This is a genomic window from Simiduia litorea, from assembly GCF_042853465.1.
GTDB lineage: Bacteria > Pseudomonadota > Gammaproteobacteria > Pseudomonadales > Cellvibrionaceae > Simiduia > Simiduia litorea.
The window spans coordinates 331,744-350,388 of sequence record NZ_AP031497.1; the positions used below are offsets into that span (position 1 = coordinate 331,744).

The following is an 18,645-nucleotide window of genomic DNA, read 5'->3' on the forward strand; positions in this document are numbered from 1 at the left end:
ATGAATATGAGGGATAAGTGCTACGAGCTTTGTCGTAAGCTTGCTTCTGATTTTGATGGCTGGGAATTTCAAGGTGGCAAGTTTGTGTGCAAGAAATACAAGCCATTTGTGCTGGGGTTGGAAATATTTGCCAAGGTGGCAATGAGTCACGTTTGTTTTCAAGCGATTGAGTGGGTCAAGGTGAGCCCGTTAGTGAAGCCAATTAGGGCATTGTTTCCAGAATACAAGGTTCCGTGTCACTTTACTCGACAACCAAAAAATGTAGATGGCTCAAGATTTTCTGGAGTGTATACGGAGATAAGTCTAGCCGCACCGGTAATCGAAAGTTTCGTTAGGATTGCACTCCCGAATGCAGAGTCTCGATACTGTCTCGATAGTATAGATGAGTTTGTTGATAAGTTTCCGGAAGATAATCCATTTAATTTTATTGGAATACAGGGAGTTCACTACTGCTTGCTTAGAATGTTCGTCGGTGATTTCGACTATATCAAGAAGTGTTGCGAAGAGGCAGTTGCGGGGAATGAAGATTTTCGGCTCGATGAGCTCAGGCAGATTGTGCAGCGAATGGAGGACATGGAATTCCGAGAACAGTTTGTTAAATAGATAAAAATGCCTACTGGAAATGAAAAAGATCAAGGGGTCGGACTCCTTGATCCAGCTAGCCCGTAAAAAAAGGGGTTAGAGTTAATTAGTTTTTTGTGGTGGGTAGGGCTGTTGAGTTGCGGTCGCCATTTTGTGATCAAGGGGTCAGACTTCTTGATCTAAAGTTTGGGGTCAGAGTATGGCGGGTTAAACATGAATATGAGGGATAAGTGCTACGAGCTTTGTCGTAAGCTTGCTTCTGATTTTGATGGCTGGGAATTTCAAGGTGGCAAGTTTGTGTGCAAGAAATACAAGCCATTTGTGCTGGGGTTGGAAATATTTGCCAAGGTGGCAATGAGTCACGTTCGTTTTCAAGCGATTGAGTGGGTCAAGGTGAGCCCGTTAGTGAAGCCCATTAGGGCATTGTTTCCAGAATACCAGGTTCCGTGTCACTTTACTCGACAACCAAAAAATGTAGATGGCTCAAGATTTTCTGGAGTGTATACGGAGATAAGTCTAGCCGCACCGGTAATCGAAAGTTTCGTTAGGATTGCACTCCCGAATGCAGAGTCTCGATACTGTCTCGATAGTATAGATGAGTTTGTTGATAAGTTTCCGGAAGATAATCCATTTAATTTTATTGGAATACAGGGAGTTCACTACTGCTTGCTTAGAATGTTCGTCGGTGATTTCGACTACATCAAGAAGTGTTACGAAGAGGCAGTTGCGGGGAATAAAGATTTTCGGCTCGATGAGCTCAGGCAGATTGCGCAGCGAATGGAGGACATGGAATTTCGAGAGCAGTTTGCTAAATAGATAAAAATGCCTACTGGAAATGAAGGTGGTGTTGACCCATTAAGATGGATGCCAGGAGGAATTACACACCAAGGTTACACAGAAGGAATTATCAGATCAAGGGGTCAGACTCTTTGATCGAAGGTGTAAAAGAGATTTTATGGTGTCTTACCTCTTGATTACTTGATTGAAACCAAAGCCAAGAAATAGAAACTTAAAGAAAATTAGTTAATATGAAAATAAAAAATATTACATGGGCGTTTACAATTGCTGCATTTTCAATGGCCGCACAGATTTCCGCTGCAAATGAAACTTCACCACGTTCTAAAATACTAAGAATTACGTCTTACGCGAAATTTGGAAATGGTGACGTATATGTAAAGCTTGAAGAAAGCAGCACTGTCTGCGCCCACGGCTATTTCTTAAATAGAGACAGTGTTGGTTTCGAGACCAGTATTAGCATGTTGATATCAGCCTACCACGCAGGAAGCTCAGTCTTAATTGTTGGGGATGAACAAAGAATGTGGTCCGGCTCAAGTAATCCTGTATGCGAGATATATAGTATTCAGTACCAGTAGATAGTAGATAAAAAAGAGGTCGTAGCCCGCTCATCTACTTTGAACTGCGTCCTAGATTGAAAATTTTTGAATTACTAGACGCTTGTAGCGCTTAGTTAATGAAAAGCAATAACCATAGTTAAGGTGTTTTATGAGATTTCTTGTTTTTTTTGTAGCTATATTTTTCATAACATCAGCCAATGCTGATTATAGTTGTGAAGTTAATGTGGCGCGCGTACTGGTTTACGGCAATGGATCCGTTAACGTGCTTCATAGTGGTCGAAATGATTATACGTACATATGTAATTTGAAGGGTACTTGGAAGGATATAGACACCGTGACATGCTCTATGTGGACTAGCATGCTGCAATCAACACAGAATAACAATAAAAACGCAATCTTCTATTTTGGCGGAGAGGGCACCTGCGCAACGTTGCCATTATATGGTGAATCCCCTGCGCCGGTTTATATTGGTTCTATCGATTGATGAGTCTTGTTGTTGTCGCTTTAGTCCTTTCTGTTTTTCGGTAGCCGATTTTTTAACCGAGGTTGGCTTCAGTTTGAGCTATATGTATAAAATTGTAGAGGTAAAAATGGTCACTAAAAATGGTTGGATTACGTTCTGGGTTGTTGCTCTCCTGATTTTTTCAGGATATGCAAAAGCTCATGATTTTAATAATTGTGGTGTTTATGAAGTAGTGGTGGGTGCTGATACACGCAACGCGCATTTCCGAATGGATTGCACTGTTGAACCGAGGCCGGCATGTGCGTCAGCGAGTAATTATGTTGGTTTTGACCGCTCAACCCCAACTGGCGCTCAAATCTATTCCCTACTGCTCACTGCCTTTGCATCTGGGGCAAAAGTTTCAGGCAACGTTAACGATACCGAGTGCCCCATTTGGCAAGGCAATGTTTCGCTTCTTGATGGAAGTGTCAGAATCGTTCGGTAGAGGCGGTAGTTGAACAACATGGGCGAAGTTAGTAGCTTCAGTATTACATTGGCGGTGTTCGCAGCTGGAAAGTCCGTTTCTATTCACTGTCATGAGGCAGATTTTTTTAAGTACCTATGTGTATTCGGCCGAGTTGCGACGGAGCGTTCGGTTTGTTTAGGTAAATTAAACAGCAGTAAATAGGTATTGGAAAGTAGCTGCTTGTAATGGAAGCACACTTAGCGAATATCTCTTTTTTGAATCCTGTAGATCTCGGGTTGGCGCTTGCCTATTCGATCTTGATCTTTTTAGTGGCAGTAGGGAAAACATCGCATGACGCGCCATCTCTGTATTCTTACGTTTATTTTGTTTTTTGGCAGTCATCCAGTTGCGGCGTTTAAGCCGGATGCTCACGTTTGGGTTGGGCAGCAGGTCGTCAATGATTTAGCTGATGATGGCAAGTTGTCAATTTGGCTGAATGGGCGCTCCGTATTGATTGATGTACCGGCCGACGTTCGATCGGCAATTCTTGAAAATCGCGCAGCATACCTTTACGGCAATATAGGCCCAGACGCTGCACCCGATGTCGTCGTCGGTCAGACGTTAATGCATCCAGGTAATAGCAATGCTCAGTATTGGCAGGCTAATGACTGGATGGAGTACCTATTGCAGCAGGCGCAATTGGGCCCTGTCCATAAGGCATACGTTTATGGTTATCTTGGGCATGCTGCGTCGGATGTTTTTGCTCATACCTATGTTAATCAATATGCGGGTGACGCGTTTGATTTGTGGGATGAGACGCGCGTAGAAAGGCGGCATATGGCGCTCGAAGGCTATATTTCCAGCAAGTTGCCTCCCTTGCGCAATCACCAAGGTGACGCGATTGGCACGGCTGCCGACCAGCTGAACTTAAATGGGCCTGTTTCCTTGGCGGTAAAGCAGTTGTTTTTAGAGGGTGATAGTGTCCGGCAGCAATATGGATCTTCTGCCTTCGGCGGTCACTTAGCGGCACTAATGCATTATCGCAATGCTATTGATGAGCTTGCAGAAGACCCCATCTGGCATGCGATTGATGTCGCAGCGGCGAAAATCGCATCTCAATATTGGCTTAACGTGACATTGACTGATAGTGAAGCCAGTCAAATTGTTAATGCAGCACAGCCGGTGCTTGATACGCTAAATGGCGATGTCGTGGATTTTAGTCAGGCCGTCGATGACAAGCTATTTAATGCCGTCAAAAAGTATGAGCAGCTTGGTTACACTAGCGTGGTTACTGCCTGGAACTCGTATCACGATCTTGCTGAAACGCTAGCTACTCAGCAATACCAAATAGAATTGAAGGCCAACGAAATCGCAACGGAGTTGGCCGTACAAAGCTGCGAAATTGCCCATCAGGCTTTTCTTGCTCCTTTAGGTATTCACGAGTTCTTAATTGACCGTCTCCCATTCAGCGAAGATCTAAAGCGCGCTTTCAAACTATCTGTAGATCCATTGGGGCTTTTGTCGCCAAGTACTGCTGGCAAATTGCTCGACCCGGGTGGATTTTTTTCTAAAAGCGAAGAGACGCCGGTTAAATTAAAAACAATTACCGGTAACAAGGCCTATTTTCAATCATTGATTGTTGATGTGATGGAAAGCAAAGTTGAGGTAAGCAATAGAACGGGACAGTCGCAGCGGTGGTATGCAGAGATTCAACCGGTCATTTTAGCGCAACTGAATTCAAAAATGAGATTGTATAGCGGTGTTATTGAAGGGATCTCAGGCGATGAGATCGTTACACTGTACACGTCCAATTATCATCACTTTGGTGTGAGCACCGGATCCGACTTTTTTCTATGTAAGACGATGCTTGCGGTGTCTAATGGTGTAGTGCCACGTCTTTTAAAACAAAAGTACGAGCTAAAGCATAAATATATTAATACCAAACGCTCGGCAATTGATCCAGTGATCGATCTACGCACTGAGTTGTTAAAAGCTGCAGACAACGCACACTATATTAAAAACGCAGTAATCGATTTTACGCAAGTGCTAAGCACGGATGTATCACCCATTCAATCTTACTTACGTGCGTGGCGATCGGATATTGATGAGGCCATGGTTGCCTATGTACGTGCTACCGGGCAGGTTGTCATTAATACTGTTATTAGCGATGAGAGCGGTAACCCTCTTGAGCCGATGGAAGTGTGGCTTTCGTGTCATATGGGCGCGGTAATGGGCGTTAACAGCGCTATCTCATCATGCGAGTTTAAAGATGCATTACAGGACCTAATTGGATTAGTCGATAACGTTCATCGCATTGCTGTTTCTGCTGCTGCGCCACCGGAGCTAAGGCCACATATCAATAAGCTGGTCAATCTAAAGGGCTCGCTTGAGACCCGCTTAAAGCAGGAGTTAGCAAGTTACCTGAAACAAGAGGTTGAAGATATTATTCCCGATCAGGTCAAAGAAATCGTCTCGCTGATGAGTCAGCCTATGACCGCTAGCCGGCTCAATCAGGAATTTACTGCAGCGAATGGTGTAGGCGTGTCGAAGGACCTGCTATTGATTTCGAATATGTCGACTCGTGTTGATCAAGAAATGCACCTAAGCAACGGCTATCTTGATCCTGATAAGTACGCTGTAGTTTTCAATGCGATACAGTTAACTAAGTTGGCGTTGCTTGATCGCGCTGCGCTCACGGAGCTAGCTCAGCGAGCAAATGCTGTTGGCTTCTCAGCACCAGAAAACATTGTTGCATCGGCATTCCGCAATCTAGATGGTAATCACCAATGGATGGATTTGCCGCCGCCGCTGCCGAGTCAACAGGCGCCTTATCACTACTATTACGCAAGCGGCCAACAGATAACTGAAAATCCCCAATCTTATGCTTCGGAAGAGGGGCTGCGCCTCTGGTATGGTCCCGTACGCAATAGCCTTTTCCGTTCGTTATTCAAGGGTACCATCGCCACGGGAATTGAGGATCCACAGTCTTTGGGTCTGCCCAAAATTTTGAAGTCAGACTTTCCCTTTGAATCCTGTGCGGTACACCCATTCCCAAGCAGTGAGGCAGATAAAACGTGCACATTGATTAAGATTTTGCCGGCATTAATGATGCTTATTCACTAGCGAAAAGGGGGGTAGAGTTAATAACTCAAGAGAAAGAGTTCTGTCGCTTGGTGTTGACTTTGTTCGCCATTGGAAATAAAGAGTCGATTTACTGCCATGATGCAATAGAAAACAAGGGTTGCTATGTTGCCCACAAACTGCATCGAATAGTCACCTTACGTTGACTAAATGCTTAGAGACTTTCAGTTTTTTGGCAAGCTTTTTAAGAACACCGGGGTTAAATACGTATTAACCTCTATGGGTTGGTTAGATCTGACCAGGCGGAAATATTAATGGACGGGTTAAGAGGTGGTTTTTAGAAGATGAAAATATGTGTTGTAGCCATTCTCATGGCATTTTCGTTGAACGCTTTTGCTGTATCGCAAGACAGCGGGAAAATCGCGAAACTGTATGTAGATGAATCAGGCAATATCGCTGTCATTTTAGATATGGGGTTTCCCAATGCAGTTCAGGATGGCCAGTGTGTAACCAGTAATGGCTTTGCAGGAACAACAACTGCCGCAGTCGAGTTGAAGTCTGCTCTTTTGGCAGCAAAGGCGAGCGGTGCAATTGTCATCATTGATACGCTGGGATGTGACGCGGGTGGCGCTTGGCTCAAAGTAAAAGCAATTTATGTGGAGTGAACACCATAAGTTGTAGTTAGGTAGCTGTCTTTTTTAGAAGCTCTCGCTGTTGGCCTTTTTTTAGAAATAATCGAAAGCGCAGTGAAAAGGGGGGGAGAGTTGAGTGGTCCTTACTTAAGCCTAAGTAACTGATCTGTAAAAAAATGAATCAGTTCAGTGGTAAGGTGTAACTCGCCAAACCCTCACTTCACAGAAGAAAAAGGGGTGGTGGATCAAGGGGAGCTCCTTGATCGAAGGGGTAAAAGAGATTTCATGGCGTCTAACCCCTTGAGCTCTGATCTGAGATGAAATATTAAGTCAATTGGATTGATTATGAATCTATATATTAGGTCATCGTAATTTTTGCTGATGCTTGCTGCCCTTCCTGTTGGCGCGGCTTCAGTTAATAGCGGAACCACAACCATTAAGGAGATCTACTCCTATGCAGATGCCGGCGAAAGTGGTGACGTGGTATTTACTGTCAATGAAGCATCGCCTATTGGATCATCGGAATGTGTGGGTTTCTGGATGGACTCTAGCGCCCCTGGGTTTAAGAATAATTTGTCCTTTCTCTTGTCGGCATATCACGCTGCGTCGCCGGTTCTAATTTATTCGAAAGATACGGACTTGTTTCCTGGGTCAAGTGGAAAGTATTGTCGAATGACTATTATTCGATTTCGGCCGAAATAATATCAAAGCGAAGTAATTATAGAGGGTGGGGAAGTGGAGAAAAGTTTAAAATTGAGGAATTGGTTTGTTGCAATCTTTCTGATCTTGAATTCGACATCAACGCTAGCAAATTATAATTGTTCAGGACAGGTAACTAGAATACTGGAGTGGCCGTCTAAATGTAATGGACTTCTCGCGTATCAAACAACTGCATCAAATGGAAAATGGATTTGCTCAGTGTCAACTAAAACAGAGACTTTGATTTTGATGGCTTATGCTGCGCAGAAGCAAGTAAACGTAAGGTTGGATACGGCTGTGGCGTCAAGTTGTGAGGTCGTCGATCATTATCACAGGCCGATGTATGTTTCGGTAAATGATTAGTATTATATAGTGACGGAGTTTCAATGATTAGAGTAGTTTCCTTTCTCCTGTGTATATTCATATTTCTATTCAGTGCCGGCAACGTGAATGCTGAACAAGGTTGGATAACTGACGCAAAAGTTACCAAAATCGTCGCGGTTGTTAACGGTGGAATTAATGTGCGTATTACGCCTGAACTTACGGCTTGCACATCGCAAAGTGGATATGGCGTCCATTACGCGTCCATCTATCCAGATCATCCAGGCAAAGAGAATATGCTAGCTATTTTGTTGGCAGCCTATATGGCTGATAAAACGGTGGCAATATATCTAAGTGACGATACCTGCAAGGTTTACGAAGTGGAATTAGGTGGGCGTTGATGTATAGAGTCTGGGTGGCTAGATTCGACAGACACTAGACTCAAGTTCTATTTTATTTTCAATGTTCTATGAGGAGACTGACTAGATTCTAGTTGGCCAGCAGGCTTATTTGGTCACAGTGCCAAATTCCGACCAACTAAGCTGTCTGTCAATTTACACTGGAATCGTTATGAATGAAATTAAGTTACTAATTGCATTTGCGGTGTTTAGTTTAGGTCTACCTTGTTTTGCTGCTGTTGGTAGTGGTGATTTCAGCATCTTAAAAGTTGAAGCAACGGATACTTTTTTTACTCTCTACCCTACTTCTGGATCAGTGCAAAATGATGGCTGCGAGGACGGCAGTAAGGTTGTATTTTGGCGAACGGATTTTCCTACTGGGTATGATTCTGCGCTAAGTATTGCCCTTGCAGCACATATGGGTAACAGGAAAGTAAGCATGTGGCTCGACAGTTGTAAAGTCGGGCCTTGGGGGAAGCGCCTGCCGATCCCTAGATCAATTGTTGTTATTGGAAATTGAGTTCAAAATTATTAAGGAGTTCTCGTGAAACAATTCGCGTTTAAAAAGCGCTTTTTCGTAGTTCTTGCGCTTTCATTCTACTGCAGCGTATCTTCTGCGGCTCCAAATTGGTATGTGGGTCAGGTAAGCCGAGTCGCCTTAGGCGCGCCAGATGGTAGCTTTATTGTCACCTTGAAATCCTCTGCGCTTGATAATTGCCAGCATAAATATGCTTACTTTAACGTTAGTCAAATAGGCGCCGAACAAACAAAAGCCGCCTACACGATGGCGCTAACCAGCTTGTCGACTGGGTTAGATATGGGCATTGTTATTGATAAAGCGCTGAATGGTATGGATGGACAATGCGATGCAATGGGCATGACCGCTGACTTGAGGGCTAAATAGTTCCCCCTTGGGCTAGGGTGATGAGAGAAGTTAGTTTTATAATAAATAACTTTAGCCGATTCGTCGTACGGCATTTGTAGTTTATTAAGACCATGTTTTCCCTCCGTCTGTCGGCGAGGGAGGTTCAAGTGGGATGAGAGTGAATGGAATATAAATTATCTTTAGTGGTGTTTTAATGTCTGGAATAAAATTAATTACCTTAATATCCTTGGCTTTATTGTCTTTCGCTGCGGTTGCTGGTGGTCGAACTAATGCAGCTATACCTTCAAAAATCGATCTTGTCCAAGCCGGAACAGCTGGCTTTATGATTTTTGGTGATTTTGGAAATGTAGGAAGTTGTACTGTTAGTGATCAAGTGTTCGTGAAGGCTAGTCACCCGCAATATAGCCAGATCTATTCCACAGTTTTGGCTGCATTCATGTCCGGAAAAAAGGTGTCTGGTTATGCCCATCTTTGCGAGCCTGTGGCTTGGTATTCGACGCCATCAATCACTTACAATGTACTAACAGAAGCAGGCTCAATTTCTGTTGAACACTGATATAAAGTTGATCTGAAATGTTTGATAAAGTGGGATGTAAAATAGGGTCAAAGAAATATGATTATTCGTACATTTAAACAGTTGGTTTTGCTGGCTTGTCTGACGCTCAGTGGCACCTATTCTAGTGCGGAACCTGGGTATATTCATGTACCAGATATGAGCAAGGTCCATTACCAATTGGTTAATGATGGCGTGGTTTTCTTTAGAAATTTACATGAATTTCACGCTGGCGCTACAGGATGTTGTTATGCCTTCAAGTTGGACACAACAACTCCCTTCGGTAAGTCTGCTTGGTCTGTGATATTGATGAAAATGGCTGGGCAGCTACCATTGTCAATCTATGTGACAGATTATAATCCGCCAACATCCGGAAACCCTGCATTAATTGACCATATAGGTAACTGGTGATTGTTATGAAATATTTAATGTTTTTGTTGGCTCTATTCCTGTCCCTTAAAATTCAGGCAATTGAAGTTGCTGATCAAGAGATTGAAAGCCTAGGCGCGTATACAGGTCAGACGATTTTTATGTATTTGAAGTCTGATGTGTTAGCGCAAAGCGGTTGTGTGCATCAGGTTTTATACTGCCCGAGTAGTAATCCAGATTGTAGTGCTATGTTGAGTATCGCGCTTGCGGCTAAAACAACATCATCAAAGATCTATTTGTCTTGCCAGAAAAATACTAGCGGCCAATGCATCATGGATCATATAAAATTTTAGATTGATCGTAGAGTTTTTAATAGCACCTTTAGGATTTCCAATGAATACCTTGTTTACTGTTTTCTTGATCGCGTCGGGCATGATGATTTCTAGCTTTGCATATTCCGCTAGTGATCACGTGGATGGATTAGTAATTAGCAAAATTAGGGCGGTTGGCGATTATGCCTCTGGCACCATATATGATCACACAATCGAGTTATGGTTCACAACATCTCTAGTATGGTCCAATACAGCTTGCACAGATACTAGCAGAATTTATATTGATGCAAAAAATCAGCACATTATAAGCGCGGCCTATATAGCATTTTCCTCGGGTAAAAAGGTAGGCATCAATGCTGATGATACGCTTCCCATACGTGGTGGTTCATGCGAAATTTCTTATTTAGATGTAGAGGCTTGAGGTTTTTAATTATGTTTCGTTACTTATTAATAGCAATTGTTATGATCTTACCGTGTACTAATCTGATGGCAAAGTCCGTTGCGGTGGAAGGGGTTCCAGATAAGTGGCGTCTAGAAAATTATGTAGGAAACGGAGTCGCAGTCTGGTTTTCTGGTTCAACTTGCCAAAATGGACTTTTGGTATTCGGGGCGTCGGCAACAGTGGATGATAAAAATAGATTTTTCTCTCTTTTGATGGCGGCAAAAGTTTCCGACCAGGTGATTGGGGTTATTTATGAGGATTCATCGAATTGCGAGATAATTAGTTTCTATTTAATGGAGACCTAAGTGTCGGACTTTTCGGCGGGCGTTGTTAGTTGTGAACGTTGTTAGTTAGAGTAGCTTCCCGTTAGCTTCTTTTTTTATTAGATTTCAATGGAATCTATTGGTAACCCATTTTCCCATTTGGATTGTCGATTGAGCTAGCTATAATACAAATAAATGGAGTTTTCAAAATGCGCTTGTTCTTGCTGATTATTGCTACTGTGCTCATCAGTGTCGATGTTGTTGCCGCTGAACCCACCTGTAGTACTTATAACAGTAGCCCTTATTGTGCCTATACTGGCAAAGTACAGAATCTCTATGTCAATGATGGCGACTTAATTTTGATGTATTTCGATTCAGCTATGGATCTTAATCAGCCTGCGTCGGTGGGGCTTTCGGGTGTTGCCACTGGTGACGCAGCTGCCATAAAGGTGTCGGCAAACCCTGAATTTGCAAAAATGTTCTATTCTACAGCGCTCGCCGCACAAGCAAGTGAGCGAAGTGTGACTGTGCAAATGCGTAATACGTTCAACGGGTACCTAGTAATGGATAGAATATGGCTCGCTGCGCCATAAATCTTGACCTGCCAAAAAGATGCGCCAAGTGATTGCGTTTAAGCCAATCCTTGCCGTGTAAAACAGCGAGGTGATTGGCAGCCATATAATTATCTCCTCGAGCCAATGTTGATTAGGTTACTTTAATCTGCGGGAGCATCGCGCGATCCACGTCCGAACTATTTTATCGCGGCGTTCGGCACTCTAGTTCGGGCGCATTTCTAGCGCCATTTAGCAAGAGTTGTGTCGCTCTGCGTTGTCACACACTATGCTGTAGGGAAGCTGCTTGCAGCATTAACGAAAGCTAGGTATTAACATTCAGCGTACATCACTCCGTAGATACAGCAGATAAGGAATAACCATGAATAATGCATTACAACTTTTTTCTGAAATCAAGCAAACCGGCGAGTTGATTGTGAGTTTGCGAGACGTAGCGGTACCAGAGCCTGCGGCCGGTCAAGTGGTAGTGCGCATGCTCGCGGCGCCGATTAACCCCTCCGACATGTGGCCTTTGTTTGGCCCGGCCGAGCTGCGCGAAGCTAAGTTGAGCGCCGATGGCCTGACCCTGCGTGCGCCGGTGCTGCAATCCTGGGTGGGGGCCATGAAGTCTCGCTGGAATCAAGCTTTGCCGGTGGGTAATGAAGGTGCTGGGGTGGTGGAAAAGGCCGGTGCCGGCGCTGAGCATTTACTGGGCAAAACCGTGGCGGTGATGAGCGGTGCCTGTTACGCGCAATACTGTTGCGTGCCCATGCACAGTTGCCTACCGCACGAGGCGGGTGTGACGGCGCGCGAGGCGGCGGCTTCCTTTGTCAACCCACTTACCGCTTTGGGCATGGTTGAAACCATGCGCATGGAGGGCCATAAGGCGCTGGTACATACCGCGGCGGCTTCAAATCTCGGGCAGATGCTGAACCGTATTTGCCAGGAAGATAAGGTGCCTTTGGTTAACGTGGTGCGCAAACCTGAACAGGCTGAATTGCTGAAAGCACAGGGTGCAGTGTATGTGGTGGACAGCAGTCGCGAAAGCTATCGCAAAGATCTCTATGCGGCAATTGCGGCCACCGGCGCGACCTTGGCGTTTGATGCCACCGGCGGCGGCGAATTGGCGAGTGATATCCTCGCGACCATGGAGGCCTATTTAAGCCGCGATGCACAAGGTTTAAACACTTATGGCTCCGACGCGCTGAAGCAGGTTTACTTGTACGGCGCCCTAGATATTAGCCCGACAGTGCTGCGCCGTGCCTATGGCATGAGTTGGGCCGTGGGTGGTTGGTTGTTGCCGCGATTTATTGCCAAAGTGGGCATGGCGCGCGCGGCGGAATTGCAACAGCGCGTCGCAAAGTCCATCAAAACGACCTTTGCGAGTCAGTTCACGGAACAGATCAGCCTGCGCGATATGCTCAAGCCCGAGGTGATTGGGCGTTACACGGCAAAGAAAACGGGAACAAAGTTTTTAGTGAATCCCGAGGTTTAGTTAAGCGTTAGTCAAATAAAGGTTCCTACTTTTTATTGGGTGGCTTTGCTACCCAATAAAAATTTATAGTCGTATTAGAAAAATTCAGAGCCCATTTTTAAGTTCAATTACCTCAATTAAGATTTCTTAACTCGCCGCTGCAAAGAACCTAAATCAGAATTGATATTTAACACACTTTCACGCCGCTCTACTTGGTACTCTGGCGTTGTTAAGTCGTCTTTGTTTAGTACGGTCGTGTAGGCAAAGAGTCGTAAATATTTAGACTTAGTCACATTTACCCATCAAGTCGAAACTGTTCATAAAAGCCTTAGGTAATATCCAGTAGTCATTAACACTATAACTACTGGAGTTTGTCCATTGAAATTTTCCCCTACGCTGTATTCCGTTGCTCTAGCAGCGGCAGTGCTCCCACATTACGCCTTGGCTGAAGCGAAAGTGCAGGTCGATTTGGAAGTGCAAAGGTTCATTGGTAATGTTTCTACGCTTGATAGAAGTAAATTTTTCAATATTCATATGGTTGCCACGGAGAATCAGGTTACGCAACAAGAACTGCAGTATCTGGTAAACGATCTGAAAGTCGGGTTTGGCCGTCAATTTTGGAGTCCGTTTTCTGTGTCGAAGGCCGGTAGCGCTTATCCAAATACGGCTCAGGCTAAGGCCAATGGTGCTAACGCGTTAGCTGCAACACTAAAGCACCCTAATTTTAATTTCTATTCAACTCGCAATGTTGTTACCGAACATCCGAAAGCCATCTATCGGCCAGGTGACAATCGGACTGAGGCGGCGCGCTGGGCTGCTGACTACTTCAAGTATTATTACAACGAGTTAACCCGCCCCCAGTTTTACGAGCCAATGAACGAGCCGTTTGTTCACGCGGGTGAGTTTGGTTTGCCGGCAGAGCAGGTGCGTAAAGAAATGACTTGGCTCATTCGCGATATTGGTAAACAGTTTAAAAATAGCGGCTTAAATACAAAAATCATTGGTTATGGCAGTGCTTGGCCTTCGATGGAGCTGTGGGATTTTCGGCATTTCAATGAACGTATGAAGTTCTTTATGGATACGGCCGGCGCGGATATCGATGCGCTATCGGTGCATCTCTATGATGGTGTTAACGTTACAGGTTCTAGCAATGAGCGCTCCGGTAGTAATGTAGATGCCATTTTAGATTTGATTGAAACCTACGGCTATGCAAAGTGGCAAAAGGTAAAGCCGCACGCGATCACGGAGTATGGCGGAATAGAACAAGGTTACGGAGACAAATACAGTGATCTAAAAAGTGTTCAATCGATTAGATCGATCAATAAGATGTTGTTTCAACTACTCGACCGAGAAGACCGCATGATGACGTCTGTGCCATTCATTACTGGCAAAGCGGCTTGGCACTATAACGCCGGTAATAATTGGGAGCCCTATGGCGCGGTTATCATTCGGCCGGATAAAAGCAGCATTCAAAATGGTAAACCTACGCGCTTTATTTGGACGCCTCGTGTGCATTTTTACCAGCTATGGTCAGACGTAAAAGGTAAGCGAGTAGAGGTATTAAGTGATAACCCCGATGTACAGGTGCAGGCTTTTGTTAACGGTAACACTGCTTACCTAGCACTCAATAGCCTGTCAACGATGAACGAGTCGGTTAGTCTAGATTTTGCGCAAGATATGCGTTCGGCTGTAAGCGTGCATGAGAAGCGCTTGGTTGTTTATCCTGACCGCAATCACCTTTATCAAGATCGCTTAGTGCCGCTAGCAACCACTGTTGAATTAGAACCAGGCGAAACGCGGGTGCTGGCAATTGAATTTCCTAGCGCCTTAGCGGTAAAGGCTACCCATAAAGAAATGGATTACTATAGTCCGAATTATCTCCAACCTATTGTAAGTAATAAAACACTTTCTTTTAGTATTCCGGGTGTAGAGGTGGGAGAAGGTCAGTCGATTCTACGCGTTGGTTTTGCGCGAGCGCATGCGCTTTCTAAGCGGCCAACCATTCGTGTTAATGGGCAGGCGGTGGCCGTTCCGACGAACTGGGCTGGTGGTGCTCAGAGTTCCCGTGATGAGTTTTTTGGCGCATTAGCGGTGCCTGTTGCCAACAGCTTATTGAAACGGGATAACCAAATCGATATTACATTCGCTGAAACTGGTGGCCGAGTGTCGTCCGTGGTATTGGAAGCACATAGCTATAAACCTAGGACTACGCCAGATGACACGGTAAGCGATAGTGTGACCTTGCCCTTAGTCTTGGATGCTTTACCCTCCGCACAAGTGCTCAATTTCGCTGTTGATTATGTTGCCAGCGCGAGCCGTGATGTTGTTGTGGAGTTATGGAAGGGCAATCAATATGTAACATCAAGTAAGACGACGGTGAGCAAAGGTTCTGGGCGTGCATTGGTGCAATTATCACCACCGTCAGCCCTTGTTAACGGTGAGCAAGGCTATGTGGTGAAATATAATATCCGTCCAGTCGGTGGTGATTGGCGGACAGCGTTAGACGCCCACAGCCAAGCAGGGATAGCTGTTCGCACCGACGCGATAATACCCGGTAGTCAAATTGCTTCCCTGACTCAAATTGCCAGCCTACCAGCAAGTGGCACGGTAAATTTTTCTTTTAACTATTTGGCGACTCAGGATGCCGATCTGGTTGTGGAAATCTGGAATCAAGGGCAGTGGCAAGCTAATGGTGTTACACAGGTTGCGGCGGGTGCTGATGTGGCTCCTGTCGCCGTTAGCCTTAATAAGGTGTTAACCAAAGGCAATGGCGGGGCAGTAAAGTTTTCAATTCGACCGCGCGGAGGTAATTGGCAATCGACGTTAGATGGTGATGTTGTATCGGGTATATTGGTTAACTAGCCGCTAACAAATTGAATGAGCACAGCGAGCGCTGTGCTCATGGTGTTTCCGCTAGATAGTAATGGTCTTGTTGCTTTTCATGTCGCGATTCATTGAATTGTTACCGCGTGTTGAATAGCCGTTTTAATCACTAAACTAGACAATCCCACAAGAATATCTTCCCTAAAAGCCACGTCTAAGCGTCTGTTAATGTGTGCTGTGTTCGATCGCTAATTGGTAAACATTTACCACAAACTTTCCCGCCGAGCCAATGGGCGCCTGAGCGTAGTTACCAATTTTGAAATAGTAAACGTGATTGCTCCAATCGCTGCTCAGTTCAGTGCCAATGGCTACTGATTGGGTGGCGCCGTCTACGGTTATGGAGAGTTGGTTGTTGTTTAGCGTAATGGCGTAATCGAATGTCGCTGTGCCCGGTGTGCTAAAGGTTAAGTTGAAAGGGTCGCCGCTGTCTGGGTTTTGATTGATGATGGCGCGCACGGGTTTGGTGGGGCCATCCCACTGTAGTTTTACTAGGGCTTTGCTGGAATCTTTGGCGTGTATTTGGCCCACCACCACTTGTGGGTCAGCGCTGAAATAGTCTGTCACCGAGACGGTAGCCGTTAATGTATGCGTACCACTGGGTGCCCAGTTGGCGTTGCTGTCGCTGTCGCCAGATTGCCAATCATACAGTTCTCGCAATTCACTGCGGGCATAGGTTGAATTGGTGGTTGAGGCTAAACGCGGGTCTGCGAGATCGACGCTGAATTGCATGGCGCCGTCGCTGGCGGTGCTAAAACTATCGCTGTCTACAAAGCCATCGTTGAGTGGATCGATGCCGTCTGGGTTGAGGTTGAACGGCTTGATTTCCGCTGCGGTTGAGCCGCCGCTGCCGAAATAAATATCCTTGGAATAGGGTAAAGTCAGCTTCCATTTATCTAGGTTGAAATTCCCAGACGGTGGCAGGCTGGCGTAAAGGCTGCCGGTGCGAAAGTAATCGAGCGCGGTAAAGTTAACGGTTGCGCGGCCGTCGGTTTGTAAATACACGCCGGCTTTAAAGTAGCTGCTGAGGTCTTGCCAATAGCTCACATCGCGCGCATTGACCTTCACCACATTATCTAAGCTGATGGTCATTTTATTGTTGGCAACCGCAATTTCCGCACTGTGCCCAGCGCTGTTATAGCTGCCTAAATCCACATAGGTGTAAGCTCCGGCTGCAATCACATCGTCTTTAATGACCGCCCATACATGGTCGGAAATACCGCTGCGCTCGCGCAACCAAACTAACCTGAGCAGGGGTTTGTTGAAGGCTTCTGAGTCGTGAATTTGCATGAAGGTGAGCTGGTCGACGTTGCCGCTTAACGGGTCATCAATGGTGAAGGTGCCTTTCATGCGATTGCCCGCGTCTTTGGTATACCACTCACTCATTTGGCGTAGCTCTGAGCGTTGGCTTAAACCCTCTACCGTAAAGGTAACGCTGTTCGGTTTAAGGTTGCTGCTGTAGAAATAACTATTCCAGGCCGTGTCCTTGTCAAAATTACCTTGAGCAATCAGCGTACTGCTAGTAGGTGCCTGCAATTTAGAGGCATCTAAAACCGATTGAAAGCTTGGCACAGCGCGATAGGGTGCGCTTAAAATTTCTGTTGGCGTTGGCGTTGGCGTTGGCGTTGGCGTTGGCGTTGGCGTTGGCGTTGGCGTTGGCGTTGGCGTTGGCGTTGGGGTCGGCGCAGGGGTCGGCGTCGGCGTTACCGGTGTAGCCGATGAGCTGGAGGAGCCGCCGCCTCCGCAGCCTAAGAGTGTTGCGGTCAGTAGGCCGATAGTCAGTAACTTCATAGCTTTCTCTTCGAAAATAGGGTTCAAAGGCGCGCAAGGCTCTTTTGTGGGTGCCCAGATCAATGGGTAGAAAGCGCTGGTGCTCTCCGTCATTCAACCTGACCAAAGTGTAATTTTGGTTAACCAATTAGTCTGATTAAGATGTCTGACTATAATCTAGGTGGTGCGAGCAGAAAAGCCCCTCAGGGCAAAAATGTGGCTTGGAAGGCACTGTTTGTACCTCTTAGTGAATATTTACTAGTGCTAGGGTCGTCTCGGGGTGCTAGTTTTTAACCCTAGCGCGCGGTTGCGCCGGGTATTGGCTTTGTATATATGGGAGCGATGATGACGACGAAAACGAATAATATCGTGATGAATGCCGATTTAGATGCGATGAGCCAGGTGGCCGGATCTATTGAGGCGGAGCGACTGCATCGCAAGCGCCAGCTGGTGGCGGCGTTTCGGTTGTTTGGAAAGTTTGGCTTTGACGAGGGCGTGGCCGGTCATATCACGGTGCGCGATCCAGAAAAAACGGATCACTTTTGGGTTAACCCGATGGGTGTTTCCTTTAAACAAATCACCCTATCTCAGTTACTTTTAGTGAGTCATGAAGGTGAGGTCGTCGAAGGAAATGGTTTTCTCAACGGTGCGGCGTTTACCATTCACTCTCATGTTCACGCCGCAAGGCCGGATGTGGTGGCGGCTGCGCACGCGCATTCTGTGCACGGAAAAGCGTGGTCTTCGCTGGGGCGTTTGCTAGACCCAATAACACAGGATGCCTGCGCCTTTTATGAGGATCATGCACTCTATGATGATTTTGGTGGCGTGGCTTTGGAGATGGAGGAGGGTGAGCGGATCGCAAAAGCCTTGGGCGATAAAAAAGCCGCGATTCTACAAAACCATGGCCTGATCACGGTAGGTCAAACGGTTGAAGCCGCGGCTTGGTGGTACATCACGCTGGAGCGCACATGTCAGGCCCAGCTGTTAGCGGAAGCTGTAGGCAAGCCCAAATTAATTGCACCCGAGGTGGCCAAGAAAACCTGGGAAACCGTGGGTTCAGCCATTGCGGGGCAGTTTCAATTCTCGCCGCTGTTTAATGTGATTAGCGCCGAACAGCCGGATATGTTTGATTAATGTAAACAGGCGTTG

At 45.8% G+C, this 18,645-nt stretch carries 20 protein-coding genes; 18 read left to right on the plus strand and 2 right to left on the minus strand.

Annotated features, from left to right (window positions below; translation table 11 throughout):
• The 16 genes from ACGHTT_RS01470 (at position 1) to ACGHTT_RS01545 (ending at position 12,867) form a co-directional block, all read left to right on the plus strand.
• Positions 1-603, plus strand: a complete 603-nt coding sequence (locus tag ACGHTT_RS01470) for a hypothetical protein (protein WP_390593079.1) — start codon at positions 1-3, stop codon at positions 601-603.
• A gap of 192 nt (positions 604-795) precedes the next feature.
• Positions 796-1,398 carry a hypothetical protein gene (locus ACGHTT_RS01475; protein WP_390593081.1) on the plus strand — a complete coding sequence of 201 codons (603 nt, stop codon included), beginning with the start codon at positions 796-798 and terminating at the stop codon, positions 1,396-1,398.
• 212 nt (positions 1,399-1,610) lie between these two features.
• Positions 1,611-1,955, plus strand: coding sequence for a hypothetical protein (locus ACGHTT_RS01480; protein WP_390593082.1), 345 nt, complete (start codon positions 1,611-1,613; stop codon positions 1,953-1,955).
• A 422-nt stretch (positions 1,956-2,377) separates the two neighbouring features.
• Positions 2,378-2,884, plus strand: coding sequence for a hypothetical protein (locus ACGHTT_RS01485; protein ID WP_390593083.1), 507 nt, complete (start codon positions 2,378-2,380; stop codon positions 2,882-2,884).
• Between the two features lie 312 nt (positions 2,885-3,196).
• The gene (locus ACGHTT_RS01490; RefSeq protein WP_390593085.1) at positions 3,197-5,968 is read left to right on the plus strand and encodes a zinc dependent phospholipase C family protein; all 2,772 of its coding nucleotides are present in this window, start codon (positions 3,197-3,199) and stop codon (positions 5,966-5,968) included.
• Positions 5,969-6,270: 302 nt separating this feature from the next.
• Positions 6,271-6,591: a hypothetical protein gene (locus ACGHTT_RS01495; protein ID WP_390593087.1), complete on the plus strand. Its 321-nt coding sequence runs from the start codon at positions 6,271-6,273 to the stop codon at positions 6,589-6,591.
• A 1,052-nt stretch (positions 6,592-7,643) separates the two neighbouring features.
• Positions 7,644-7,979, plus strand: coding sequence for a hypothetical protein (locus tag ACGHTT_RS01500; RefSeq protein ID WP_390593089.1), 336 nt, complete (start codon positions 7,644-7,646; stop codon positions 7,977-7,979).
• A 169-nt stretch (positions 7,980-8,148) separates the two neighbouring features.
• Positions 8,149-8,496, plus strand: coding sequence for a beta galactosidase jelly roll domain-containing protein (locus ACGHTT_RS01505; RefSeq protein WP_390593092.1), 348 nt, complete (start codon positions 8,149-8,151; stop codon positions 8,494-8,496).
• A 24-nt stretch (positions 8,497-8,520) separates the two neighbouring features.
• A complete protein-coding gene (locus ACGHTT_RS01510) occupies positions 8,521-8,880 on the plus strand; it encodes a hypothetical protein (RefSeq protein ID WP_390593095.1) in 360 nt (119 codons plus the stop codon).
• Positions 8,881-9,055: 175 nt separating this feature from the next.
• A complete protein-coding gene (locus ACGHTT_RS01515; protein WP_379783937.1) occupies positions 9,056-9,418 on the plus strand; it encodes a DUF5992 family protein in 363 nt (120 codons plus the stop codon).
• Between the two features lie 57 nt (positions 9,419-9,475).
• Positions 9,476-9,826: a hypothetical protein gene (locus ACGHTT_RS01520; RefSeq protein WP_390593097.1), complete on the plus strand. Its 351-nt coding sequence runs from the start codon at positions 9,476-9,478 to the stop codon at positions 9,824-9,826.
• Positions 9,827-9,831: 5 nt separating this feature from the next.
• A complete protein-coding gene (locus ACGHTT_RS01525; protein WP_390593098.1) occupies positions 9,832-10,137 on the plus strand; it encodes a hypothetical protein in 306 nt (101 codons plus the stop codon).
• Positions 10,138-10,177: 40 nt separating this feature from the next.
• On the plus strand, positions 10,178-10,537 hold the full coding sequence (locus tag ACGHTT_RS01530; protein WP_390593099.1) for a hypothetical protein: 360 nt from the start codon (positions 10,178-10,180) through the stop codon (positions 10,535-10,537).
• 11 nt (positions 10,538-10,548) lie between these two features.
• A complete protein-coding gene (locus ACGHTT_RS01535; protein WP_390593100.1) occupies positions 10,549-10,863 on the plus strand; it encodes a hypothetical protein in 315 nt (104 codons plus the stop codon).
• Between the two features lie 167 nt (positions 10,864-11,030).
• Complete coding sequence (locus ACGHTT_RS01540; RefSeq protein WP_390593101.1) at positions 11,031-11,414, plus strand: hypothetical protein; 384 nt, start codon at positions 11,031-11,033, stop codon at positions 11,412-11,414.
• Positions 11,415-11,754: 340 nt separating this feature from the next.
• Positions 11,755-12,867 (plus strand): zinc-binding dehydrogenase, encoded by a 1,113-nt coding sequence (locus tag ACGHTT_RS01545; protein WP_390593103.1) that lies wholly within the window; start codon positions 11,755-11,757, stop codon positions 12,865-12,867.
• Between the two features lie 116 nt (positions 12,868-12,983).
• On the opposite strand, the gene ACGHTT_RS01550 is transcribed toward ACGHTT_RS01545, so the two are convergent.
• Positions 12,984-13,139, minus strand: coding sequence for a hypothetical protein (locus tag ACGHTT_RS01550; RefSeq protein WP_390593104.1), 156 nt, complete (start codon positions 13,137-13,139; stop codon positions 12,984-12,986).
• Positions 13,140-13,224: 85 nt separating this feature from the next.
• Between ACGHTT_RS01550 and ACGHTT_RS01555 the strand changes: the two genes are divergently transcribed.
• The gene (locus ACGHTT_RS01555) at positions 13,225-15,708 is read left to right on the plus strand and encodes a hypothetical protein (protein WP_390593105.1); all 2,484 of its coding nucleotides are present in this window, start codon (positions 13,225-13,227) and stop codon (positions 15,706-15,708) included.
• Positions 15,709-15,894: 186 nt separating this feature from the next.
• Here ACGHTT_RS01555 and ACGHTT_RS01560 read toward each other — a convergent pair whose 3' ends face one another.
• Positions 15,895-17,517, minus strand: coding sequence for a polysaccharide lyase family 7 protein (locus tag ACGHTT_RS01560; RefSeq protein ID WP_390593106.1), 1,623 nt, complete (start codon positions 17,515-17,517; stop codon positions 15,895-15,897).
• 324 nt (positions 17,518-17,841) lie between these two features.
• Here ACGHTT_RS01560 and ACGHTT_RS01565 point away from each other — a divergent pair, with 324 nt between their 5' ends.
• Positions 17,842-18,630, plus strand: a complete 789-nt coding sequence (locus ACGHTT_RS01565; RefSeq protein WP_390593107.1) for a class II aldolase/adducin family protein — start codon at positions 17,842-17,844, stop codon at positions 18,628-18,630.
• The last annotated feature ends 15 nt before the right edge of the window (positions 18,631-18,645 follow it).

Bases quoted from the DNA above. Each gene is read 5' to 3' on its own strand.
- ACGHTT_RS01535 (WP_390593100.1), top strand. From the start codon at position 10,549: ATGTTTCGTTACTTATTAATAGCAATTGTTATGATCTTACCGTGTACT.
- ACGHTT_RS01500 (WP_390593089.1), top strand. From the start codon at position 7,644: ATGATTAGAGTAGTTTCCTTTCTCCTGTGTATATTCATATTTCTATTC.
- ACGHTT_RS01540 (WP_390593101.1), top strand. From the start codon at position 11,031: ATGCGCTTGTTCTTGCTGATTATTGCTACTGTGCTCATCAGTGTCGAT.
- ACGHTT_RS01495 (WP_390593087.1), top strand. From the start codon at position 6,271: ATGAAAATATGTGTTGTAGCCATTCTCATGGCATTTTCGTTGAACGCT.
- ACGHTT_RS01545 (WP_390593103.1), top strand. From the start codon at position 11,755: ATGAATAATGCATTACAACTTTTTTCTGAAATCAAGCAAACCGGCGAG.
- ACGHTT_RS01515 (WP_379783937.1), top strand. From the start codon at position 9,056: ATGTCTGGAATAAAATTAATTACCTTAATATCCTTGGCTTTATTGTCT.
- ACGHTT_RS01475 (WP_390593081.1), top strand. From the start codon at position 796: ATGAATATGAGGGATAAGTGCTACGAGCTTTGTCGTAAGCTTGCTTCT.
- ACGHTT_RS01520 (WP_390593097.1), top strand. From the start codon at position 9,476: ATGATTATTCGTACATTTAAACAGTTGGTTTTGCTGGCTTGTCTGACG.
- ACGHTT_RS01505 (WP_390593092.1), top strand. From the start codon at position 8,149: ATGAATGAAATTAAGTTACTAATTGCATTTGCGGTGTTTAGTTTAGGT.
- ACGHTT_RS01530 (WP_390593099.1), top strand. From the start codon at position 10,178: ATGAATACCTTGTTTACTGTTTTCTTGATCGCGTCGGGCATGATGATT.
- ACGHTT_RS01525 (WP_390593098.1), top strand. From the start codon at position 9,832: ATGAAATATTTAATGTTTTTGTTGGCTCTATTCCTGTCCCTTAAAATT.
- ACGHTT_RS01470 (WP_390593079.1), top strand. From the start codon at position 1: ATGAATATGAGGGATAAGTGCTACGAGCTTTGTCGTAAGCTTGCTTCT.
- ACGHTT_RS01560 (WP_390593106.1), bottom strand. From the start codon at position 17,517: ATGAAGTTACTGACTATCGGCCTACTGACCGCAACACTCTTAGGCTGC.
- ACGHTT_RS01480 (WP_390593082.1), top strand. From the start codon at position 1,611: ATGAAAATAAAAAATATTACATGGGCGTTTACAATTGCTGCATTTTCA.
- ACGHTT_RS01565 (WP_390593107.1), top strand. From the start codon at position 17,842: ATGACGACGAAAACGAATAATATCGTGATGAATGCCGATTTAGATGCG.
- ACGHTT_RS01485 (WP_390593083.1), top strand. From the start codon at position 2,378: ATGGTGAATCCCCTGCGCCGGTTTATATTGGTTCTATCGATTGATGAG.
- ACGHTT_RS01490 (WP_390593085.1), top strand. From the start codon at position 3,197: ATGACGCGCCATCTCTGTATTCTTACGTTTATTTTGTTTTTTGGCAGT.